Origin of the sequence: Halomonas daqiaonensis (genome assembly GCF_900109725.1) — a bacterium.
Lineage (GTDB): Bacteria > Pseudomonadota > Gammaproteobacteria > Pseudomonadales > Halomonadaceae > Halomonas > Halomonas daqiaonensis.
The window spans coordinates 56575-77402 of record NZ_FOBC01000011.1 but is presented as its reverse complement, the minus strand read 5'-3'; the positions used below and the strand labels follow the sequence as shown (position 1 = coordinate 77402).

Sequence of the window (20828 nt, the reverse complement as noted above, 5' to 3'; positions counted from 1 at the left end):
TCCTGCGTTGCCGACGCCTTTGGATCAGTCGCTGCAGTCCAGCGAGAGCTCGGCCTCATAGCGATCGCCTGTCGCCTTGTTGCTGAAGGTGCTGGCGACCTCAAGCTTCTCGCCCGGTTCTTCTATCCCGAAGAGCAGTTGGTAGCGCTTCTCCTCCGGCTTGTAGGTAATGGCCAAGCGGTTCATTTCGACGAAGAGCATCGCGTCAAAGAGCAGATCCGCGTCTGGGCCGGTCGAAGTCGCCGACATCATCGCGCCTTGCCAGCCCGAGCAGTCGAGTTCGACGTCAACGTCATGGCCGTCGATGGTGCCGGAGGCGCGGCCGGCGAAGGCGGGATCGGCTACGAGAGGGACGGTTGTCGCGAGGAGCATAGCGGCGAGTAAGCGCTGCGGTTTCATGCGAGGATCCTTATTGGAATTTTGGGTAGACCAACAAGCATGAGTGTAGCCGCTTTCAAGACGTCGCTACTGAGCGTGCGCGGCGCAACCGAAAAATTACGATAGGCGTTCGCGACGCGTTTTTCGTCCTAGGGGAGGGGGAGAGATGTTTCGCCTTCGCGATCAGGCTAACCGTTCGATCATCTGCCCGTAGGTTTTGCGATCGGTGGCGTAGCAGCGACAGGAGGCCGCCTCCAGGCCGGGGCGATCGTGTACGGTGATCCTGCCCCGTTGGTAGTCGATCAGGCCGCGCCTCTGCAGTGCCTTGGCTGCCAGGGTGACGCCGGCTCGCCGCACGCCCAGCATTCCGGAAAGAAATTCGTGGGTGATACGCAACTCGTCTCCGCGGGTCCGGTCGTGGGTCATCAACAACCAGCGTGCCGTGCGCGCCTCCAGGCTGTGGTAATGGGCACAGGCCGCGGATTGGGAGATCTGGCTCATCAAGACATTGAGATAGCGCTTCATCAGCCTCTCCAGCGCGGGACTGCGCTCCAGGTGGTCCTGGAAGCAGGCCGACGACATGCGCAGAGCCGCTCCTGCCCCCTGGACGACCGCCTGAAGCGAGCTCTTCTCTGCCCCGAGCATCAAGGGGAACCCCACCATGCCTTCGTTGCCGGCCATGGAGACTTCCAGCCGACCGCCGCTCTCCAGGGTGGCAATCAGGGAAACGAGGCAGTCGATGGGGAAGAAGGCATAGGAGATCGTTTCGCCCGGCTCGGCCAACTTCCGGCCGAACGCCAGATCCACGATCTCGCAGTCGGCGAGAAAACGTTTTCTGTCCTCTTCCGGCAGGCTGTCGAGAAGTCGATTGCTATATGAAGGGGAAGTGGTGCAATCCATGTTGCGGCTCCTGGCGTGAATAATTGCCATCGGCACATGGAACAAACTAAGTGAAACTCCGATGTCAGAAACCGACGAGAAAACCTCGTTCTCCGTCGGCGACATCTGAAAGCGTAACACTCTCCCCTTTATTCAGTCGGTACGGTGCTGTACATAAACAGGAAAAATAATTATTTAAATACCCCTTTATTTCTTGTTTTAAATTTAATCGTGAAGAATGAAGTCAGGTGGAATGAGAATAGGGAAGCAATCGATCGTATTCCTTCTTGACAACCTCGTAACATTCACAGACTCGCGATTCCAGCCCCTTTCGATCGAGGATGGTGATGCGCCCGCGCTGATAGTTGATCAAGCCCGCCTTCTGTAATTTTCCGGCCGACTCGGTAACGCCCTCTCGGCGCACGCCAAGCATGTTGGCGATCAGTTGCTGGGTCATGAGCAGTACGTCGGTCGGCAAGCGATCCAGGCTCAGCAACAGCCAGCGACACAGCTGTTCATCGAGGCTGTGATGCCGGTTGCATACCGCCGTCTGTGCCATCTGGGTGAGCAATGCCTGGGTGTAACGCAGCAACAGGCCCTGCATGGGTCCTGACTTGTAGAACTCATGCTTGAGTAGCTGTCCCTTGAGGCGATAGGCGGTGCCGGCACTCTGCACGATGGCACGGCTGGGGGGTGGTTTCACCGCCCATGAACAGCGAGATACCGACGATACCCTCGGCACCGACGACGGCAATTTCCGTCGAATCCCCCTCTTCCATGACGCACAGCAGCGATACGATGGAATCTGTCGGGAAATACACATATTTCATCTTCTCCCCCGACTCGACCAGCGACGCGCCCAGCGTCAAGTCGACCCGCTCCAAGTTTGGCTCCAGGCGCTGGTATTCCTCCGTTGTCAGGGCCTCCAGCAAGTTATTTCGACGGGGATCATGTGGTTGGGCCATGACGTTTACTCCTGTAACGGTGGAGCCACCCTGACAACAGGGCACGAAAAGCGGAGGTGTCCATCCCCGATCGCCCACACCCGCGGCAGGAATGGATCCTGTGTACGCTAGCGCACGGAAGCAGCGCTGTCACGCCATTAGGCTGGCTGGGTACTGGGAAAGCCCCAGGGCCCGGATCAGGCATGACCTACCGACCCGGGCTCGACTGCAGGCGGAACAGGAAACCGGGTGGCATGAATGAACTCAGCGGCACCAGCTCGCATGACAACGACGGCAGGAAACCTGCCAGCACCGCAGACGTGGTGCGAGATCTAGGAGGATTGTCATGAACGAACCTGACATCAGCTTCACCCAGGCCCTGGACGAGAGCTCTACCCAGCCTCCCGAGTCCAGCCACTCTCCCGAGGCCACCCGGCCCCGCGACGAGAAGGCGCGGCTTGCCGAACTCCACTCCCTCGACATCCTGGACACCTCGGCGGAGCGATACTTCGATCGCTACACCCATCTCGTGGCAGAGATCTTCAAGGTGCCCATGGTCGCAGTGTCGCTGGTCGACGAGGATCGCCAGTGGTTCAAGTCATCCATCGGGATGGAGGTGTGTGAAACGCCCCTCGAGGAGTCGTTCTGCGTCCATGCCATCGAAGAACAGGAGATGCTGGAGGTCCCCGATGCCCTGGAAGACGACGTCTTCCGGGATCACCCAGCTGTGGTGGGCAGCCCCCACATTCGCTTCTACATGGGTACCGTGCTGCGCGGCCCTACCGGCCAGCCTCTCGGCACGCTCTGCATCATGGACACCCACTCTCGCTATCTCACCCGAGCGCAGCGTACCTGGCTGGTAACCTTCGGCCACCTGGTGGAAGAGCTGATCAATCACGACCATGCCCTGACCGCTGCCCGTCAGCAGGGCAATCAGAACGGCCAGCGCAATACCCGTACCGGCCTTCCCGACGAGACGCTGTTCGGCGATACCCTCACCCACCTGCTGCGCATGTCGGAGAAGGAGGGGCATTACCTGGCCGTGCTGCATCTGCGCCTGAACAGGGTCGACGAGATCAGCCGCGTCAATGGGCGCCGCACCCGGGACGCCATCCTGCACGCCCTGGCCGAACGCCTGACCGCGACCGACATCAAGGTGCTGGCCGCCGGCCACTTGAGCAAGGCCCGCTTCGGCGCCGTGGTGCCGCTGCATTCGGTACGTGATCTCTTCGACGTCATCACGCCCATCGTCAACAAGCTCTCCGGCCCCATCAAGCTGGACGAGGTGACGATTCGTCCGGACATCGACGTGGGCATCAGCCTGTCCCCCCTCGATGGCCTGACGCCGGAGGACCTGCTGGAAAGGGCACGTGCCGCCCTCAGTGGGCCGAAGTCCCATGAAGGCGTGCATGTCTTCAGCCACGAGGCAGAGGAAACGGCCCTGCGTCGACACACGATCGAACAGTTTCTGGAACCGGCACTGCTCGAAAATCGCCTGATCAAGCACTACCAGCCCCTGGTCGCCACCGACGGCAGCCGCATCGTGGGTTTCGAGGCGCTGGCGCGCTGGCAGCATGACGAACTGGGTAGCGTGAGCCCCGGCGACTTCGTGCCCATTGCCGAGAAGAATGCCCGGCTGTCACGGCTGATGACGGAATGGTCGATCAGGACGGTCTGCGAGAGAGCACCGCACTGGCCCATCCAGCCCAGTGATGCGCCCCTGCGAATCGCCATCAACATTCCCGCCGGGCAGTTCTACCAGCAGGACTTCCTCGATCGCGTGCTGCGCACCCTCGAGGAGCATGAGCTGGCCCCCGAGCGCCTGACCCTGGAGCTCACCGAGGAGAGCCTGCTGGCCAATGTCGACAAGGCGATCCAGACCATGCGCGAGCTCCGCCGTCACAAGATCACCGTGGCCCTGGATGACTTCGGTACCGGCTATTCGTCGCTGAGCTATCTAAAGAGCCTGCCGATCGACACCCTCAAGATCGACAAGAGCTTCATCGACGACCTGCCCAACGATTCGCGCGCCGTCGACCTGGTCGACGGCATCATCCGCATCGCCCATGGCCTCGAGTTGCAGGTCGTCGCCGAAGGGGTCGAGCATGAGTCGCAGCGCACTCTGTTGCATCAGGCGAAGTGCGATGTGGTGCAGGGGTACCTGTTCAGTCGTCCGCTGCTGGCCGATGATGCCCTGGCGTTACTCAAAAGCTGGCCACAAGTGTCATGAAGAAGGGCATGCCCTGGTGGAACCGGCTACGGACGAGCCGGCTCCTGATGCATGGCGGCTCGGCGGCTCAGCGATTCGTCGATTCATGGAAACGCGACGCGGAGGCGGATACCGAGAGACAGGCCGATGCCGTCATGCGGCGGCTGACGGGCGTCTATCTGTACCTGCTGGGGGTACTGGTTGCCCTGGTGCCGCTGATGGCGATCGGCTATCTGACGTTCTTCCAGGACCCCGCGCTGCGTTTCGAGGCCCATGGCCTCTACGAAGCGACCTCCATGCTGGCCATCGTCCTGGGCGCCTTCGTCACCTATGTCACATGGCGCTGCTATCTCACCTCAGGCGAGGTCTTTTTGCGCTGGCTGACCCTGGCGTTCCTGGGCTTCACCCTGATCTACCTGCCCCATGCCCTGCTCAGTCAGTTTTCCGACGAGATGATGCACCTGTTCATCGCCTATGGTCCGGCCTCGCGCCTGGCCATGGGCGCCTGCTTCCTGGTCGCGCTGGAGCGCCTCGGCGCGCCCGCGGATCCCCCCGAGGCACGCCGGCGCCCCACCACCTGGGGAATGGCCCTGGGCATCATTCTGGCCATCGATCTGGGCTTGGCGGCCCTCATCCTGGGTTCTGTGGTGCCGGCAGAAAGTGTGATCCAGGGAATGGAAGCCTTGGCACTCGCGCTCCTCGTGATGGGTATCATGGTCATTACCCTGCGACGCATCCGCCTGCCGCTGATGATCATCTACCTGCTCTCCATGGCGGTCTTCGCCCAGGCATCGATCGCCTTCATGATCTCCGACCTGTGGAGCCATCTGTGGTGGCTGGCCCACGCCATCTTCATCGCGGGGTTCTTCCTGCTCAGCTACGGCGTCGTTCACGCCTTCCATACCACCCGCTCCTTCTCCACCGTCTACAGCCAGGCGGAGGTGATGCAACAGCTTCGCGAGCAACAGACCCGGACCCAGGATGCCCTGGGGAAACTGGAGACAACCAATACCCGCCTGAGCCAGCAGGCTGCCACGGACTGGCTCACCGGCGTGGCCAATCGACGTCAGTTCGTGAGGCAGGCGAAGCGGGAGCTCGCCCGGGCCAAGCGCTATGGCACATCCCTGTCGCTGCTGTGCCTGGATCTCGATCACTTCAAGAAAGTCAACGACGCTCATGGCCATGAGGCCGGTGACCAGGTGCTCAAGCAGGTTGCCTCGGCCATGCAAGAGAGCCTGAGACCCCACGACCTGCTGGCACGGGTGGGTGGCGAGGAGTTCCAGGTCCTGCTGCCGGAGGCCGATATTCACCAGGCGGGCGAGGTCGCCGAGCGTATTCGTTCGACCCTTCACGACCTGCAGATCCGGCTGCGTGACAAGGTGGTGAAGATCACCGTCAGCCTGGGCTGCGCGCAGATGGGCCAGGACGGCGACGACATGGATTCACTCATGCGTATCGGTGACCAGCGTCTCTATGAGGCCAAGGCCCTGGGGCGTGATCGGGTGGTAGCAGGAACTGATGTCTTGCATTCGGTACAAGGCTGAACTGTTCGATTGGAGCGGATGGAAAACGGTGACTGATGATCCCGAAAGCAGACTCCTGCGATGTATGAACCTGCTTTCATGCTCTGCGAGATGCCATGAAAATTTCTGAATTACTGCTCGAGCAGGACCCCTTCTTCACCCTGTCCCTCGACCTCTTCGCCTGGGTGGATCGGGCAGGAAACTTTATGCAGGTCAATCCTGCCTTCAAGCGCTTCCTGGGTTACGAGCTCGAGGAGTTGAAGGGTAAATCCTATGCCTACCTCGTAGTGGCTGAGGATTGCCCACTGGTCGAGGAGGCACTGGCGCGCCTGGACCAGGAGCGCCCCGTGCGGGAACTGGTCGTGCGGGTCGAGGATTCGTGGGGACACCTGCACTGGATCGAGGTCAATGCCGCCCTTTGTGCGGAGGCCCTGATCCATATGGTGGCCCGGGATATCACCCACAACAGGCGCCTGAGCCAGGAGGTCGACCGCCTGGCCGAGCGCCTCATCACCACCCTCGACAGTATTACCGACGGCTTCTTTACCCTGGATACCCAGTGGCGGTTCAGCTACCTCAATGCCACCGCGGAACGCCTGCTCGAGCACGACCTGAAGGAGCTAGAGGGCGTGAGCCTATGGGACGCCTTTCCCGAGTGCCTCGGCACCCCGTTGGAGCGGAAGTACCGGCGCGCGTTCGACGACAACGTCAGCGTCTCCTTCGAGACCCGCTACCCGGATAAGGGACTCTGGTTCGAGGTCAATGCCTACCCGTCCCGGGAAGGGCTCGCGGTGTATTTCCGCGACATCAGCAGTCGCAAGTCTACCGAGAAGCAGCTCAACATCCTCGAGCGCAGCATTGCGGCGAGCACCAACGGCGTGATCATCGCCGATGCCGGCGAGGAGGATCAGCCGATCATCTATGCCAATCCGGCGTTCGAGCGGCTTACCGGCTACCGGCGCGAGGAGATCCTGGGGCGCAACTGCCGCTTCCTCCAAGGGCCGGACACTGACCCCAAGGCCGTTGCCGAGGTGCGGGCGTGCATCCGCGACTGCCGGGAAACCCGGGTGGTGCTTCGCAACTACCGCAAGGACGGCACGTCCTTCTGGAACGAGCTGAACATCTCACCGGTGCCTGACGAGGAGGGCCAGGTCACCCACTTCATCGGGGTGCAGCACGACATCACCACCCAGCGCGACAACGAGGAGCGCCTGGCCTTCAGCGTTACCCACGATCTGCTGACCGGGCTGCCCAACCGCAACTTGCTGGAAGAGCACCTGAAAGAGGAGGCCCTCGATACGCCAGATGACTGCCTGCTTGGGGTTCTCTTCGTCGATCTCGATGGCTTCAAGCCCATCAACGATACTCTGGGCCATCAGATCGGCGACATGCTGCTCGAGCAGGTGGCCGTGCGCCTGTCCCGACAGGCCGGGCCCGGCAACAGCGTGGCCCGCTTCGAGGCTGACGAGTTCGTGGTAGTGATGGGGGCTTGCACGGGTGAGGCAGCGGTGCAGGCCATGGCCGAGGAGATTCTTGCCGCCATTGCCCGGCCCTACCGCATCCGGGGAAACGAGCTGCGCATCACCGCAAGCATCGGTGTCGCCGTGAAGGAGGGCCTTCTGGATTCGCCGATGATCCTGGTGCAGCGGGCCGACATGGCGATGTATCGGGCCAAGCGCCAGGGTCACAACACCATCTATTGGTACCGCCATGAGCTCGCGATAAAGGCAAGCGAGAGCGTTTCACTACGCCGCGACATTCAACAAGCCATCGATAACGGACAGTTCGAGCTTCACTATCAGCCCCAGCTGCACGGCCCGAGCGGGCGGGTCACCGGCTTCGAGGCGCTGATCCGCTGGCAGCATCCTGAGCGCGGTTTCGTTTCGCCTGTCGACTTCATCGGCCTGGCCGAGAGCACCGGCCAGATCATTCCCATAAGCGACTGGGTGCTCGAAACCGCCTTCCGAGATGCCCGAGAACTCAATGCCCTGGGCATGAGCGACTTCACCATGGCGGTCAACATCTCGCCCATGCAGTTCCAGCGTACCCATTTCGTGAGTGACCTTCTCCGTATGCTCGAGAAAAGCGGCCTTGCGCCCGAGCTGCTCGAACTCGAGCTCACCGAGGGCGTGCTCATGGAGAATGCCGCCTGGGCCGTCGAGACGCTGGGGGTCCTGCGTCGGGAAGGCCTTCAGTTGGCCATCGACGACTTCGGCACCGGCTTCTCGAGTCTCAGCTACCTCAAGCACCTGCCGGTGAGCAAGGTCAAGATAGACCGCACCTTCATCAATGATCTCGTCAGCGACCATCGTGATGCCGCCATCGTGAAGGGGATCATCGCCATGGCCCGGGCGATGAAGCTGCAAGTGCTGGCCGAGGGGGTCGAGACCCATGCCCAGTACGCCTATCTCTCGCGCCATCAATGCACCCTTTACCAGGGGTTCCATTTCGCGAGGCCCATGCCCCTGGCCCGGTTGAAAGTATTTCTCGATGAGCATCATCGGGCGCAGAAGGCCACCGTGGCCCAAGCCGGCGGAAACACCTAGCCCATGCTTGTGTCGGCGTCCGCCATCGCGGCGCAAAGTCAAGCCCCGGCGCTGCTGATGCGATGGCCATTTCCCCTTGTCGAGATCCGGAGAGCGAGCATGAACGAGTTGGCTGATTGGTCAGGGAAGACGAAGCAATGAGTTCCGAGGCACGCATCCAGGAGATGCAGCGTCGTATCAGGCGCTGGATCGACAAGGACGGCGACGCCGGGATCGATGGAACCCTGGAGGGGCTCGATGCCGATGTCATCACCCTGGAAGAGGAGCTGCAGGCGTTCTTCCCCGCCAGGGGCTCGACCTCCGATATCTTCGAGGCGCTCAAGGAGCAGGCCATCTTCCGTACCGTGCTGGAGTCCGTTGTCGAAGGGGTGGTGGTGAGCGACACGCAGGATCGGTTGCTCGTCTTCAATTCGGCCGCCAGGAAGCTCCTGGGCAGGGGGCCCGTCGAGAAGGAAGATGAAGGCTGGAGTGAGATCTACGGCTTCTTCCGCCCGGACGGCATCACACCCTGCCCCTCCGAAGAGCTGCCCCTGGCCCGTGCCATGCGTGGGGAAGCCGTGGATGACGAGGAGCTGGTGGTGAAGACACCGGGGCGTGCCCACGATGTCCATATCCTGTCCACGGCCCGGCCAATCAAGGACGGCGCGGGAGAGCAGATCGGCGGCGTGGTGGTATTCCATGACATCACCCAGGCCAAGGCAGTGGAAAGGGAGTTGCGCCAGGCCCGCAACGATGCCGAGGCGGCCTCCCGCACCAAGAGCGAGTTCATCGCCAACATGAGCCACGAGATCCGCACGCCGCTGACGTCGGTGCTGGGTTTCGCCGATTTGCTGATGAGTGCGAATCTCAGCGAGAGCGACAAGCTCAACTATATCCAGGCCATCCTGCGCAACGGCCATCACCTGCTCGGCCTGATCAACGATGTGCTGGATATGTCGAAGCTGCAGGCGGAGAAGATGACCGTCGAGACCATCGACTGCTCCCTGCACCAGTTGCTGAACGAGGTGACTTCGATCATGCAGGTTCGCGCCCACGAGAAGGGCCTGGTATTCGATGTGCACTATGCGACCGCCATCCCGAGATATGTCCGAAGCGACCCCATGCGCCTCCGCCAGATCCTGCTCAACCTGCTGAGCAATGCCATCAAGTTCACCGCGGAGGGCGAGGTCAGGCTGACCGCTCGCTGTCTCGACCTAGGCAGCGTGGCCGCCCGGGTGGAACTCGCCGTGAGTGACAGCGGGATCGGCCTGGACGCGGCGGAGATCGAGACCCTCTTCCAACCCTTTCAGCAGGCCAATCCATCGACCAGCCGCCAGTTCGGCGGCACCGGCCTGGGGCTGGCGATCTGCCGGTCCTTGGCCGAGGCCCTGGGCGGCGAGATCCAGGTCGAGAGTTCTCCGGGCAGGGGCAGCACCTTCACCTTCGTGCTTCGCCAGCCGATCGACGCCGGGACGGAAATGATCGCAGAGCACTACCTGGCATCCGATGCGCTCCAGGAAGAGCCCGGCAGGACGAAGGCATCGCATCAGCTCTCCGGGCGGATACTGCTGGCGGAAGACGGCATCGACAACCAGCTGCTGATCGCCACCATCCTGCGTCGGCAAGGGCTGGACGTGGAGATCGCCGACAATGGCGAAGTCGCCGTCAAGAAGGCACTGGAGGCGCTGGTTGACGCCAGACCCTTTGACCTCATCCTTATGGACATGCAGATGCCCCGGCTGGATGGCTACGAGGCCACGACCAAGCTTCGAAGCAAGGGCTACGTGGGCCCATCGTCGCACTGACGGCACACGCCATGGCAGGGGAACGCAGGCGCTGTATTGCCGCCGGTTGTGACGACTTTCTGACCAAGCCCATCGAACGCCCTGTGCTGCTCGAGGCTGTGGAGTCGCATCTGCAGCGCATCCGCGGTGGGGAAGCCCCCCGGCAACGGAGACATCCGCCGCGACGGACACGCCGCAAGAGGCTTCCGGGCTCCTCTACAGCGACTTCGCCGACGACCACGAGATGGACGAGCTGGTTGCCGGTTTCGTCGAGCGCCTGCCCGCTACCATCGAGGGTCTGCGCACGGCGCTGGAGCAGGGAGACCTCGAAGGGCTGCGTCGACTGGCCCACCAGCTCAAGGGTGCGGCAGGTGGCTACGGTTTCATGCCGGTCAGCCGCGATGCCGCTGCCCTGGAGACGGCCGTACGCAGTGAGGCTGCGCCCGGCGAGCTCACGACGGCCCTTGAACGCCTGGTGCATACCTGCTCCCGGGTACGCCATGACCCGGAACAGGAGTGACGCGATGCCACCTGAACACCTGACCCAGACGGTACTCGTCGTCGATGACTCCCCGGACATCCACCGGCTCGTGGGGGCGCGCCTGGCCTCCGAGGGGTTGGCTATATCTGCATGCGCAGGATGCGACAGAGGGGCTGCAGGCCACCAGGGACCATCTCCCCGACCTGATATTGCTCGATCTGGACATGCCGGGAACCGATGGCATGACCCTGTGCCGCCAGTTCAAGGAGGACCCGGACCTGGTACCCATCCCGGTGATCTTCCTCACCGGCACTCTGGATGTGGCGACCAAGGTCCAGGCCTTCGACCTGGGTGCCATCGATTACGTCACCAAGCCCTTCGATACCATTGAACTCAAGGCGAGAGTCAGGGCGGCCCTGCGCACCAAGCGCTATCATGACCTCCTGACCACCAAGGCGCGGATCGATGCATTGACCGGCCTGTGGAATCGAGGGTATCTCAACGATCAGCTGGCCATGGAAATCTCCCACCTACAGCGCAGCGACCTTGCGCTGTCCCTGGCCATGGTGGATATCGATCTCTTCAAGCCGGTCAATGACACCCATGGGCATCCCTTCGGTGACAGGATAATCCAGGGTGTCGCCGGCGCGCTGAATCGACTCTCCCGCGATACCGACGTCGTCTGTCGCTACGGCGGCGAGGAGTTCGCCATCATTCTCCGGGATACCTCGAGTTACGGAGCGAGCGTCATTGCCGAACGCATGCGGGCAGAGATAGAGACGCTCTCGTTCAGGTTGGGTCGCGAGTGCATTGCCGTAACGGTGAGTATCGGGGTGGCCGGCGGCGATCGCTTCGTTGAGACGGCCGAGCTGACGGGTGACGCCCTGCTGCAGGCCGCCGACAAGGCGCTCTACGAGGCGAAGAATCAGGGGCGCAACCGGGTGGTGACGGGCTAACACGGCCCTCCGTATGACGGGGCCTAGCCGCTCAGACCAGGTTGAGGATCACCAGCGCCAGGGTGCTACCGGTCAGGAGGTAGCCCAGCAGGGCCATCAGGCCGTCGTTGGCGAGCAGCGCCAGGGCGAAGAGTGTCAGCGCCAGGCCGGCCCCGTTGGCGGTGAAGGGCACTACCTCCATGGGAGGCATGGCCAGGGCGATCAGCAGGCAGGTCAGGGCCACGGGGAAGTGGGCCGGTGGCCGCGTGAGCCAGACGAGTCGCTGCTTGAGCAGGCGGTCGACCCAGCGTACCGGGCGCTGCATCAAGCGGGTGGCCTTGGCGAATCGTTCCCGCGAGACCCGTCGTTCCAGCAGCCAGGCCGGCAGCCAGATGTGGTCCCGGCCAACCAGCAACTGGCCGGAGGAGAGGATCACCAGGGTGGCCATCAGGGTAGGCACGCCGGGAATGTCGCCGATCAGCGGGGCCAGGGTGATCAGCCCGGCGATCAGCAGGAAGGGGGCGAAGGAGCGGCGCCCCACGCTTTCTAGGATGGCGCCCAGGCTGACGCTGTCCCGGCGCTGACCGGCCTGCTGGACCCTGTCCAGCAGGCCGGTCAGGGGCGCTTGCTCCGGTGGGTCGCTGGTGTCACCGGCCATGCTGTCCCCGGGTCCAGAGGAGCAGGGCGCCGAGCAGCAGCAGCGCCGGTCCCACGAAGGCGACCGGGCTCGAGGCCCACCAGCCGATGATGGGCAGCAGGGCGCCGAGGATCAGCAGGGCGATGGCGAAGGTCCGGACCGTCATGGGCAGCGTCTCTGTCGAGGTGTGCCGACAGTGTAGCGCCGTGGCCCGGGGCTCTGCAGCCCCGCGGGCTGTTGCCTTGCCCCGGGATGGCGTAAGGTGGCGGCAATACAGTCCTTCCCCCGTGCTCGGGTGGAGGGCTGTTTTCATTGGTTATCCCGCTCACTGGAGATCCCTGCATGCCCCTCTCGCTCTGGCTGTCACTGGCCGCGGTCTGTGCCATGGGGGCCATGTCGCCCGGTCCCAGCCTGGCCCTGGTGTTGCGCCATACCCTGGGGGGAGGGCGCCTGCCGGGCGTCGCGGCGGCCCTCGCCCATGCCCTGGGCGTAGGCTTCTATGCACTGCTCACGGTGTGGGGGCTGGGGGCGCTGATCGTGCGCTTTCCCCTGCTGTTCCAGGCGATCACCTGGGGTGGGGCGGCTTACCTTGCATGGCTGGGAATCAAGGCCCTGCGTGCCGGGCGGGGCGGCGCCCTGCATGCCTCGGCCATGGCCACCAGCCGTCGCCAGGCGGCGCGCGAGGGCATGTTGGTGGCGCTGGGCAACCCCAAGCTGATCCTCTTCTTCATCGCCCTGCTCAGCCAGTTCGTGACCCCCGGGATGAGCCTGGCGGCCAAGGCACTGGTGGTGCTCACGGCGATGGTCATCGACGGCGGATGGTACGTGCTGGTGGCGGTGGGCCTCTCGCACTCGCGGGTGCTGCCCTGGCTGCAAGCCAGGGCTCACTGGATCAATCGCATCACCGGCGTGCTGCTGTTGGCCCTGGCGCTGCGGGTAATAGCTGGGCCCATCTTCTGAGCCTTGCGTTGACGTATGTCATACCGTGTTCCTTGGCCCCAGGCGTATTGCTGATACGCTTAAGCCCAGTGCCCTGACGGGAATCCCCGGGATGAATGACCTGACGATGCAGACCCAGCGACTGGCGGTGGTACTCGAGGAGGATCCCGAGGCCGCCGCCACCCTGTCGCTGCAGCTGCGTACGCTGGGCATGGAGTCCCGCTACTGTCGACACGGTCAGCATCTGATCGGCGAGGTCATGGCGCGCCGCCCTCAACTGGTCATCATGGCCCTGGAGTTCGGCCAGCAGGATGGTATTTCCATGCTGCGCCGGCTGGCCGAATGCGGCTACCGCGGCCACGTGCTGCTGCTCAGCGGGGTCGAGCGCAAGATCGTGCGCATCGCCGAGCGGCTCGGCCAGGCCTTGGGGCTGGAGATGCTGGGCTCGCTGGACAAGCCGATGCGGCTCATCGACTTGCGTGAGTGTCTCGAGGCTCTGGCCATGGTCCATCCGCCGGATGTCGCCTGCCCCGACACGCCACCCTGTCGCATCGAGGAGCTCGACCGGGCCTTCGCTCGCCAGGAGATCACTCTTTACTACCAGCCCCAGTTCGAACTCGCCAGCGGCCGCCTCAGTGGTGTCGAGGCGCTGGTCCGCTGGGCTCACCCTGAGGCGGGCCTGCTGGTGCCCGGTCGCTTCCTGCCCCTGCTGACACCCGACCAGAATCGTCACCTGACGCGCCGCGTGCTGCAGCTGGCGCTTGAGGATGCCGCCCGCTGGCGCGAGGCCGGCCTCTCCCTGTCGCTGTCGGTCAATGTGACCGCCGATGACCTGATGAGCCCGGAGCTGCTCTCCCTGGTTAGCGAGGGGCGATGTTCGGCGGGGGACACCCCCGTGATACTCGAGATCACCGAGTCCGCGGCCATGGAGGACGAGCTGCTCGGCAGCGAGGTTGCAGCCCGGCTGCACCTGGGGGGCCTGGAGGTCTCGGTGGATGACTTCGGGGTGGGCTTCTCGTCACTGGCCCGGCTGCAGTTGCTGCCGATCAGCGAGCTCAAGGTCGATCGCAGCTTCGTCAGCCGCCTACTCGAGGATGCCCAGGATGCTGCCATCGTCGAGGCGGTGGCGCTGCTGGGGCGCCGGCTGGGTATCCGGGTGGTGGCCGAGGGGATCGAGGACCTTGCCTGCCTGGCCAGCCTGGAGCGCTACGGCTGCACCCATGTGCAGGGCTTCGGCCTGGCCCGGCCCATGCCCGCGCCGGATATCCTGGAATTGGCCAATGCTCAATCGCCGATGCGTGCCAGCAGTGCCGCCAGCGGGACATCTCCGGGCAGCACGCCGTAGGCCGGTCCGCTCTCGTCACCCAGCCGTGAGCGGCAGAAGGTCTCGGCCACTTCCGGCGGGGCATGGCGCAGCAGCAGGGCGGCCTGCAGGCACTGGGTCAGCCGCTGAGCCAGCCAGCGGGCACGCGGTTCCAGCGATTCCGGCGGCTCGGCCAGCTCGGCCTCCAGCAGGGCCAGGGCGCGGTCGAGCTCGGCCTGCTGGCCGCGAACTGCGCCGAATTCGGCCTGCAGCGCCTCCAGCGATTCCGGGTGACGGCCCAGCACGCGCAGCAGGTCCAGGCAGATCACGTTGCCCGACCCTTCCCAGATCGAGTTGACCGGTGCCTCGCGGTAGAGACGGGCCAGCGGCGTCTCCTCCACATAGCCGATCCCGCCCAGGCATTCCATGGCCTCGGCCATGAAGGCCGGCGTGCGCTTGTTGTGCCAGTACTTGGCCAGGGTCGGCAGCAGCCGTGACAGGGCCTGCTCTCGGGCATCGTCACGGGCGGCCCCATCGAAGGCCCGGGCGGCGCGCATCACCAGCGCCAGGCCGGCCTCCACCTCCAGGGCCATGTCGGCCAGCAGCACCTGCATCAGTGGCTGCTCGGCCAGTGCTCGGCCGAAGGCATGACGCTCCCCGACATGCTGCCAGGCCTCGACCAGGGCCTGGCGCATCATGCCCACCGGGGCGGTGGCGGCATCGAGTCGTGTCTGCTGGACCATCTCGAGGATAGTGGCGATACCGCGGCCGGGCTCGCCCACCGGCTCGGCCCGAGCGCCGCGGTACTCGATCTCCGCCGAGGCATTGGCGCGGTTGCCGCACTTCTCCTTGAGGCGCTGCAGCTCAATGGCGTTGCGCTCGCCCTCCGGCGTGAATCTCGGTACCAGGAAGCAGGTGAGGCCCTCGTCGGTGCGGGCCAGAGTCAGGAAGGCATCGGACATGGGAGCGCTGCAGAACCACTTGTGACCGGTCAGCCGCCAGCCCTCAGCCGTGAATTCGGCACGGGTGGTATTGGCGCGTACGTCGCTGCCGCCCTGCTTCTCGGTCATCGCCATGCCGAAGGTCAGCCCGCTCTTCTCTCCCGCGGGCAGCACGCGTGGGTCGTAGTCCCAGGCCAGCAGCCCCGGGGCCCAGTGCGCCTCGATGGCGGGCATCTGGCGCAGCACCGGCATGGCGGCATGGGTCATGGTGACCGGGCAGCAGAAACCGGGCTCGGCCTGGGTCAGCAGGTAGAGGGCGGCGATATGGGCTTGGTGGCCGCCGCGCCCCTCCTCCTGCCAGGCCACCGCATGCCAGCCGTTGTCGATGGCCAGCTGCATCAGCTCATGGTAGGCGGGGTGGTAGACCACCTCGTCCAGCCGTCGGCCGTGACGATCGAAGAGGCGCAATTCGGGCGGGTGACGGTTGGCAGCCTCACCCAGGGCCTGGACCCGAGCGCTACCGACCTCGCGCCCCAGAGGAACCAGGCGCCTGGCGACCCACTCCGGGGCCTCCCGGGAAAGGGCTTCCTGCAGCGGGGCATCCCCGGCGAGCAGGTCGCGGTCCGGCGGTGGCGAGGGCTGGTTGGTCACCTCATGGGTGGCCAGCCGAGTGCGGGGAGCAGGGTCGGACATAGTCGGGCTCCGTGGTAGAGGCCTGCCATGAGCATGGCCGTCGCCCCGGGTGCGGTCAACGCGCGGCGTGACGCTGCCGCCGTGACTGGGTAGGCTGAAGGCATTTCCCCGGGAGTCCTCCATGAGCGCCGACGTTTCCCTGCCCGAACCGCTGCCCGCGCCGCATATCGCCGACGAGCAGATCCAACTGGTGGATGCTCGCAATCGCCCCTGCGGCAGTGCGCCCCGGGCCGCCATGCGTCGCTTCCGGTTCTGGCACCGGGCCACCTATGTGGTGGTGCGCAACCGCCACGGCGAGCTCTGCGTGCAGCGTCGCACCCTGACCAAGGAGGTCTTCCCCGGTGGCCTGGATCTTGCGGCCGGCGGTGTGGTGGGGGCCGGCGAGGCGGTCCACGTGGCGGCTCGCCGTGAGCTAGCCGAGGAGCTCGGCATCCAGGGCGTGCCGCTGCGCCATCTGGGCGAGTTCGTCCACGATGCGCAGGGTAACCACATCTTCGGCAGCCTCTTCCTGGTCGAGCACGACGGCCCCCTGACATTGCAGGCCGAGGAGGTGGCCGAGGCCTTCTGGCTGTCGCCCGACGAGGCCCTGGCTCTGGACGGTGTGACCCCGGATACCCGACAGGCGGTGCAGGTCATGCTGGGCTATGGAGAACGGGAGGCGGGACGATGAACCGGGCGGAGCGGCTTCCTGACCTGGCGTCGGTGCTTGCCGCCCTGGAGGGGGTGGTGCTCGGCAAGTCCCGGGAGGTTCGCCTGTCGCTTTGCTGCCTGCTCGCTCGCGGTCACCTGCTGATCGAGGACCTGCCGGGGCTCGGCAAGACCACCCTGGCCCAGGCGCTGGCGCGGGTCACCGGCCTGGATATGCAACGCCTGCAGTTCACCAGCGACCTGCTGCCCGCCGACGTGCTGGGGGTCTCGGTCTTCGACCCGCGGGAGGCGCGCTTCCACTTCCATCCCGGGCCCGTCTTCCACGGCCTGGTGCTGGCCGACGAGATCAACCGCGCGACTCCCAAGACCCAGAGTGCGCTGCTCGAAGCGATGGAGGAGGGGCGGGTGACCGTGGAGGGCGAGACCCGGGCGCTGCCCGATCCCTTCTTCGTGATCGCCACCCAGAACCCTCAGGAGCAGGCCGGGACCTTCCCCCTGCCGGAGTCGCAGCTCGACCGTTTCCTGATGCGCCTCTCGCTAGGCTATCCGGCCCCCCGGGCCGAGCGCGAGATCCTGCGCGGCCAGGCCGGGCGAGTGAAGCTCGATGCGCTGATGCCCCTGCTCGATGCCGAGCGCCTGCACGGCTGGCAGGCACGGCTGGACGGGATTCATGTGTCCGATGCCCTGCTCGACTACGTCCAGGCCCTGGCCGCCGCCAGTCGCGAGCATCCCGAGATGGCCTGGGGGCTCTCCACCCGCGGTATCCTGGCCCTGCTGCAGGCGGCCCGGGGCTGGGCACTGCTCGACGGGCGAGACCATGTGCTGCCCGAGGATGTCCAGGCGGTCTGGGTCCCGGTGGCGGGCCATCGGCTGAGCAGTGGCCCGCGGGAGGAGGGCGAGGCGCTGGCTCGCCACCTGCTCACCCGCGTGACGGTGATGGGGTGAATGTGGCTGGTCTGGCCACTGTCGGCTTTAGCCACCGTGAACGGTTGCACCACTGGTGGCTGCGTCGCCTGGCCGCCTCGGTGGAGCAGCCTCTTCCCCAGCGCCAGCTGTTCCTGATACCCACCCGCTTCGGCTTGGGCTGGGCGGTGCTGGTGGTGGTGCTGCTGCTGTTCGGTATCAACTACCAGAACAACCTGGCCTACGGGCTGGCCTTCTGGCTGTTCAGCGTGGGTGTGGTGGTGGTGCTGCGCGGCTGGCTCAACCTGCTTGGCGTGACCCCCGGCCTGCGCCTGCCCCGCGAGGCCTTCGCCGGAAGCGAGGCCCGCCTGGGCGTGGTACTGAAGGCGCGCAGCGACCGCACGGCCCTGGAGCTCCGCTGCGATGGCGCCCGGGGGCGGGTGGATATCGTCGATGGCCTCGGCGAGACCGAGTTGGCGCTGCCGACTCCCCGACGGGGTATCCAGGCGCTGCCCTTGCTGCGGGTCGAGACCCGTTGGCCGCTGGGACTGGTCCGGGTGGTGGCCTGGGTCCGCCACGATGCCGAACTGCTGGTGTGGCCGCATCCGGTGGAGGAGGACGAGCCGGTCGCGCACCACGCCGGCGCGGGCCTGGAAGCCGTCGACTTCGCGGGCCTGCGGCGTTTCCAGCCCGGCGACAGTCCGGGCCGGGTGGCCTGGAAGCAGTGGAGCCGCACCGGCGTGCTGACCACCAAGGTATTCAGCGTTCCACCGCGCCAGCAGCTGTGGCTGGACTACGAGGCCTGTCGCGGCGACCCGGAGCGACGCCTCTCGGTGCTCTGCGCCCGGGTGCTGGCCCACCATCAGGCCGGTGATCGCTATGGTTTGCGCCTGCCGGGCCTCACCCTGGCCCAGGGCGAAGGCGAGGCCCAGCGTCGCCGGGCCCTGGATGCCCTGGCGCGCTTCCCGGCGAGCCGGTCCGAGGGGCAAGCATGAGAGCCCTGCGATCCACCCGGCTGACGATGCCGGCCGTGCTGGCGGATGGCCGTGGATTGAGCGGGGGGATGCTTCGCCAGCTGTTCATCGGCCAGTGCCTGGTGCTGGCCCTGCACCTGGCCTGGATGCCGGCCTGGCTGGTAGGACTGGCCCTGCTGGTGGCCGGCTATCGGCTCGTGCAACTGCGCCGCGGCCTGCCGCGCGCCGGCATCCTGCTGCGGCTGGCCGCGGTGGGCAGCCTGGTGCTGGCGCTTTGGCTGCAGTTCGGCACCCTGGGCAGCATGGACGGGCTGGTCGGCCTGCTGCTCGGCGTCTACCTGCTCAAGCTGCTCGAGACCCATGACCGGCGCGACGCCCGGGTAGTGGTGGTGATCGGCCTGGTGGCCACGACCGTGGCCTTCCTGCATGACCAGGGAATTCCCATGGCCGCGGGCGCCCTGCTGGCGGTGGCCTGGTTGCTGCAATCGCTGGTCTGGCTCTCCGGTGCCACCGGCCTTCGCCAGGCCTGGCGAGAGACGGCCTGGCTGCTGGCGCTCTCGGCGCCGCTGATGGTCGTGCTGTTCGTCACCTTCCCGCGTTTGGGGCCGCTGTGGAGTATGCCCCAGATGGACCGGGCCTCCACCGGCCTGACCGACCAGATCTCCCCGGGTGACATCGCCCAACTCTCGCGCAGCGATGCGCGCGCCTTCCGCGCCAGCTTCGAGGGCCGCGACCCCGCTCCTGGCGAGCGCTACTGGCGGGTCTATACCCTGTCGCACTTCGATGGCATCCGCTGGTCGCGGGCCACGCCTGAGCAGCTGGCGGCTACCCTGGATCGCCCGGTCGATGCCTTCGTCCGCGAGGCGGTACGCTCCCCCTGGCAGTCGCCGGAAGGCGCGGGCTTCAGCGCCGAGCTGCTGCTGGAGCCCGACAACCGCCCCTGGCGACCCTCGCTGGGCACGCCGCTGTCCAGTGAGGAGCTCCAGCGCTACCTGGCCGATGGCACTCTGGAGGGGCTGACCCCGCTGAGCTCGCGCAGCCTGATGAGGCTCTCCAGCAGCGGCTCGCCACCGACCAACTCGCCCCCCGCCGGAGAGCGCTGGTACCGCCTGCTGCCCGAGGACGCCAACCCCCGCACCCGGGCCCTGGCCGAGCGGCTGTGGCGGGAGAGCGGCAGCGATCCGGATGCCTATCTCGAGGCGATGATGGCGCGTTTCGGCGAGGCCCCCTATCGCTATACGCTCTCGCCGCCGCGCCTGGTCGGCGAGCACCGCGTCGATGACTTCCTGTTCGACAGCCAGGCCGGCTACTGCACCCATTACGCCTCGGCGGCCGCCGTGATGGCGCGCATGGCGGGCATCCCGGCACGGGTGGTGGCGGGCTTCCTGGGCGGCGAGCGTAACCCGGACGGCCACTTCACGGTGCGTGACTATGATGGCCACGCCTGGGTGGAGGTGTGGCGTAACGGTGCCTGGCAGCGTCTGGACCCCACCGCGGTCATCGCCCCGGAGCGCGTCGAGCAGGGCACCCAGGCGGTCGACGACGGTGCCGAGGCTTTCCTGGCCGATGCCCGCTTCTCCCCGCTGCGCATGCGCGAGGTGGATTGGGCGAACCGCCTGCGCCAGGAGTGGGAACGGCTGGAGTATCGCTGGCAGCGCGGGGTAATCGGCTACCAGCGCGAGTCGCGTCGCTCCCTGATGGCACAGCTGGTCAGCTGGTGGCGCGAGGCCTGGGCCCGACTGGATGCACTGCTGCCCGGTCGGGGGAGCCTGTCCACCGCGCTGAGCCTGGTGACGACGCTGGTCGTGGCGGCGGGCCTCGCCCTGCTGGCCCACCGGGGCTGGCGACACCGGCGACGCCAGGGTGACGAGCGATGGCTGGTGGGCCATCTGCAGGGCTGGCTGGCGCGGCACGGCCTGGCGGCCCATCCCGGAGAGTCTCCCGCTTCCCACCTGCGGCGCGTCGCCCCCCAGGCAGGGCCGGCGGGACGGGCGCTCGAGGAGTGTGCCCGGGACCTCGAGCGGCTGGCCTATGCGCCCCTCGAGGAAGCCGAGCGGCACCAGCGTAGGCGTCGGCTGTCGAACCGGGTGGCGGAAGTGTGTCGGCGCCTGGGCCGTCCCCGGCGCTGAGGG

General features: G+C 65.8%; 19 protein-coding genes. 12 read left to right on the top strand and 7 right to left on the bottom strand.

Annotation, left to right across the window (positions count from 1 at the left end; translation table 11 throughout):
• Positions 1–24: 24 nt before the first annotated feature.
• The 4 genes from BMY30_RS10490 to BMY30_RS18155 all read right to left on the bottom strand — a co-directional run bounded on the left by BMY30_RS10490 (position 25) and on the right by BMY30_RS18155 (position 2222).
• Complete coding sequence (locus BMY30_RS10490) at positions 25–399, bottom strand: hypothetical protein (RefSeq protein WP_089713369.1); 375 nt, start codon at positions 397–399, stop codon at positions 25–27.
• A gap of 162 nt (positions 400–561) precedes the next feature.
• A complete protein-coding gene (locus BMY30_RS10485) occupies positions 562–1278 on the bottom strand; it encodes a Crp/Fnr family transcriptional regulator (protein ID WP_089713367.1) in 717 nt (238 codons plus the stop codon).
• Positions 1279–1501: 223 nt separating this feature from the next.
• Positions 1502–1933: a Crp/Fnr family transcriptional regulator gene (locus BMY30_RS18160; RefSeq protein ID WP_244516182.1), complete on the bottom strand. Its 432-nt coding sequence runs from the start codon at positions 1931–1933 to the stop codon at positions 1502–1504.
• On the bottom strand, positions 1881–2222 hold the full coding sequence (locus tag BMY30_RS18155; RefSeq protein ID WP_244516181.1) for a cyclic nucleotide-binding domain-containing protein: 342 nt from the start codon (positions 2220–2222) through the stop codon (positions 1881–1883). Before BMY30_RS18155 ends, BMY30_RS18160 begins: the two co-directional genes overlap by 53 nt.
• Before the next feature lie 325 nt (positions 2223–2547).
• Here BMY30_RS18155 and BMY30_RS10475 point away from each other — a divergent pair, with 325 nt between their 5' ends.
• From BMY30_RS10475 to BMY30_RS10445, 6 genes are all read left to right on the top strand, one after another.
• Entirely contained in the window at positions 2548–4431 is a 1884-nt protein-coding gene (locus tag BMY30_RS10475; protein WP_089713365.1) for a sensor domain-containing phosphodiesterase, read from the top strand.
• The gene (locus tag BMY30_RS10470; protein ID WP_211607302.1) at positions 4428–5954 is read left to right on the top strand and encodes a GGDEF domain-containing protein; all 1527 of its coding nucleotides are present in this window, start codon (positions 4428–4430) and stop codon (positions 5952–5954) included. Before BMY30_RS10475 ends, BMY30_RS10470 begins: the two co-directional genes overlap by 4 nt.
• Before the next feature lie 95 nt (positions 5955–6049).
• Entirely contained in the window at positions 6050–8479 is a 2430-nt protein-coding gene (locus BMY30_RS10465) for a sensor domain-containing protein (RefSeq protein ID WP_089713361.1), read from the top strand.
• A 137-nt stretch (positions 8480–8616) separates the two neighbouring features.
• Positions 8617–10263: an ATP-binding protein gene (locus BMY30_RS10460; RefSeq protein WP_089713359.1), complete on the top strand. Its 1647-nt coding sequence runs from the start codon at positions 8617–8619 to the stop codon at positions 10261–10263.
• A 223-nt stretch (positions 10264–10486) separates the two neighbouring features.
• A complete protein-coding gene (locus tag BMY30_RS10450; protein WP_089713357.1) occupies positions 10487–10762 on the top strand; it encodes an Hpt domain-containing protein in 276 nt (91 codons plus the stop codon).
• 44 nt (positions 10763–10806) lie between these two features.
• Positions 10807–11679, top strand: a complete 873-nt coding sequence (locus tag BMY30_RS10445) for a diguanylate cyclase (RefSeq protein ID WP_089713355.1) — start codon at positions 10807–10809, stop codon at positions 11677–11679.
• A gap of 31 nt (positions 11680–11710) precedes the next feature.
• Here BMY30_RS10445 and BMY30_RS10440 read toward each other — a convergent pair whose 3' ends face one another.
• The gene (locus BMY30_RS10440; RefSeq protein ID WP_089713354.1) at positions 11711–12316 is read right to left on the bottom strand and encodes an exopolysaccharide biosynthesis protein; all 606 of its coding nucleotides are present in this window, start codon (positions 12314–12316) and stop codon (positions 11711–11713) included.
• The gene (locus BMY30_RS17845; RefSeq protein ID WP_170840117.1) at positions 12306–12461 is read right to left on the bottom strand and encodes a hypothetical protein; all 156 of its coding nucleotides are present in this window, start codon (positions 12459–12461) and stop codon (positions 12306–12308) included. Before BMY30_RS17845 ends, BMY30_RS10440 begins: the two co-directional genes overlap by 11 nt.
• Positions 12462–12637: 176 nt before the next feature.
• Here BMY30_RS17845 and BMY30_RS10435 point away from each other — a divergent pair, with 176 nt between their 5' ends.
• Both BMY30_RS10435 and BMY30_RS10430 read left to right on the top strand, forming a co-directional pair.
• Positions 12638–13255: a LysE family translocator gene (locus tag BMY30_RS10435; protein ID WP_089713352.1), complete on the top strand. Its 618-nt coding sequence runs from the start codon at positions 12638–12640 to the stop codon at positions 13253–13255.
• A gap of 91 nt (positions 13256–13346) precedes the next feature.
• Positions 13347–14579, top strand: coding sequence for an EAL domain-containing response regulator (locus BMY30_RS10430; protein WP_089713351.1), 1233 nt, complete (start codon positions 13347–13349; stop codon positions 14577–14579).
• On the opposite strand, the gene BMY30_RS10425 is transcribed toward BMY30_RS10430, so the two are convergent.
• Positions 14519–16171 carry an isovaleryl-CoA dehydrogenase gene (locus tag BMY30_RS10425; RefSeq protein WP_089713349.1) on the bottom strand — a complete coding sequence of 551 codons (1653 nt, stop codon included), beginning with the start codon at positions 16169–16171 and terminating at the stop codon, positions 14519–14521. The genes BMY30_RS10430 and BMY30_RS10425 overlap by 61 nt on opposite strands.
• Positions 16172–16292: 121 nt before the next feature.
• Between BMY30_RS10425 and BMY30_RS10420 the strand changes: the two genes are divergently transcribed.
• Genes BMY30_RS10420 through BMY30_RS10405 form a run of 4 tightly spaced genes read left to right on the top strand, consistent with a single transcriptional unit; the run spans position 16293 to position 20825 of the window.
• On the top strand, positions 16293–16841 hold the full coding sequence (locus tag BMY30_RS10420; RefSeq protein WP_089713347.1) for an NUDIX hydrolase: 549 nt from the start codon (positions 16293–16295) through the stop codon (positions 16839–16841).
• A complete protein-coding gene (locus tag BMY30_RS10415) occupies positions 16838–17764 on the top strand; it encodes an AAA family ATPase (RefSeq protein WP_089713345.1) in 927 nt (308 codons plus the stop codon). Before BMY30_RS10420 ends, BMY30_RS10415 begins: the two co-directional genes overlap by 4 nt.
• Positions 17761–18717, top strand: a complete 957-nt coding sequence (locus BMY30_RS10410; RefSeq protein WP_170840116.1) for a DUF58 domain-containing protein — start codon at positions 17761–17763, stop codon at positions 18715–18717. The genes BMY30_RS10415 and BMY30_RS10410 overlap by 4 nt, the downstream gene beginning before the upstream one ends.
• Positions 18714–20825 carry a transglutaminase TgpA family protein gene (locus BMY30_RS10405; RefSeq protein ID WP_089713343.1) on the top strand — a complete coding sequence of 704 codons (2112 nt, stop codon included), beginning with the start codon at positions 18714–18716 and terminating at the stop codon, positions 20823–20825. Before BMY30_RS10410 ends, BMY30_RS10405 begins: the two co-directional genes overlap by 4 nt.
• Positions 20826–20828 lie beyond the last annotated feature (3 nt).